At 53.8% G+C, this 2,159-nt stretch carries 1 pseudogene; it reads left to right on the forward strand.

The window, feature by feature from the left end:
* Positions 1-2,159 (forward strand): annotated as a pseudogene (locus P0G09_RS15310) (hypothetical protein); the annotation flags it as partial.

Raw genomic sequence — 2,159 nt, forward strand, 5'->3', positions numbered from 1 at the left:
CTGGCGCAGGCAGAAGCCATCGCCAAGGAATCCGAAGTGCCTGAATACGAACGTTTCTCTGTCCGAAAAGTCGTTGACGGTAAAATGCCGCTTTTTGCTATCTGGGATGATCTTTATGATGACTACTGTGAAACCAATCACGCCGTTCCACAGTTTTCTAACGAGAAGCAGGCAGAATCTTATCTGGAAAATCTGAAAAAAGAAGTTGCAGACAGAGAAGCCGCCGAGTGGCTCAAAGTCGAACACGCAAAATTTTTAGCAGACAAGGACGAGCCGGAGCCGTCTGACGAAGAACTGGATGAACTGCCGATCTCAACGGTCATTGACGGCGAAGTGCAGACTTTCCCGGATGCCGCAGCTTTGGATAAAGCCGTCAACGCAGAACCTGAGTCTGAACCTGTCGGGAATTTCCACATCACAGATGAACATCTGGGCGAGGGCGGCGCAAAGCAGAAGTACGCAAGAAATATCGAGGCCATCAAAACCCTGTTCCAGCTGGAACAGGAGCATCGTGGTGCCACCGCCGAGGAACAGCAGGTGCTTTCCCAGTATGTAGGCTGGGGCGGTCTGGCAGACGCTTTTGACCCCGGCAAAGATAGTTGGGCAAAAGAGTACACCGAACTGAAAGGGCTGCTTTCCGAGGATGAGTATGCTGCTGCCCGTTCCAGCACCCTGAACGCCCACTATACCAGCCCTACCGTCATCCGTAGTATCTACGATGCCGTGGAGCGCATGGGTTTCCACAGCGGTAACATTCTGGAACCTAGTATGGGCGTGGGCAACTTCTTTGGAATGCTGCCGGACAGCATGGCAGACAGCCGCTTATACGGCGTGGAGCTGGACAGCATCACCGGGCGTATTGCGAAAAAACTGTATCCGCAGGCTGACATTACCGTGGCGGGCTTTGAGACCACCGACCGTCGTGATTTCTACGATTTGGCGGTGGGTAACGTGCCATTTGGTCAGTACAAGGTCAACGACAAGGCGTACAACAAACTTGGTTTTAGCATCCACAATTATTTCTTTGCGAAAGCCATCGACCAAGTGCGACCGGGCGGCATTATTGCCTTTGTTACCAGCCGCTACACCATGGACAGCAAGGACAGCACCGCCCGCAAGCACATGGCAGAACGTGCCGATCTGCTGGGTGCCATCCGTCTGCCGAACAATGCGTTCCGTGCCAATGCTGGCACAGATGTTGTCAGCGACATTATCTTTTTGCAAAAGCGTGACCGCCCCATCGACCATGAGCCGGACTGGGTGCAGCTCGGCAAGACCGAGGACGGCTTTGCCATCAACCAGTATTTCGTGGACCACCCGGAGATGATTCTGGGCGAACTGACCACCGAAAGCACCCAATACGGACGGGAGGAACTGACGGTTGCCCCCATCGAGGGCGCAGTGCTGGCCGACCAGCTTGCCGAAGCGGTACAGCATATTGAGGGCCAGTATGTTGAAGTCGAGGTGGAAACACCAGATGTTGCGGATGCAGAAGTCGAGCGCAAGACGCTCCCCGCTGACCCGGATGTAAAGAATTTCTCCTATGCCGTGGTGGACGGTGAGGTGTACTACCGAGAAAATTCGATTATGACGCAGGTGGAGTTGTCCGATAATGCCAAAGCCCGTGTCACCGGCATGGTGGAACTGCGGCAGATCGTCAACCAGCTGATTCAGGAGCAGCTGGACGATTACCCGGATGAGGACATTAAGGCAACCCAAGCAAAGCTGAACACAGCTTATGACGTTTTTACCGCAAAATACGGTCTGCTCAACGACCGCAAAAATGGGCGTTTGTTTGAGGATGATTCTTCCTACTATCTGCTCTGCTCTTTGGAAAATCTCGATGAGAATAAACAGCTCAAAAGCAAGGCGGATATGTTCACCAAGCGAACGATTCGCCCGGAGCGCACCGTCACCAGCGTGGACACCCCCAGCGAAGCACTGGCAGTGTCCATTGGAGAACATGGCCGTGTTGATCTGCCCTATATGGCGGAACTTCTCGGCTCTCCCGGCGATTATGAGCGTATTACCGCAGAGCTGCAAGGCGTGATTTTCAAAGACCCTTCTGCGGATGCAGATGAGCCGGAAGCAGGCTGGCAGACTGCGGACGAGTATCTTTCCGGCAATGTGCGGAATAAACTGCGCATGGCTCAGCTTGC

It is taken from the genome of Faecalibacterium sp. DFI.5.82, assembly GCF_029076575.1.
Classification (GTDB): Bacteria; Bacillota; Clostridia; order Oscillospirales; family Ruminococcaceae; genus Faecalibacterium; species Faecalibacterium duncaniae.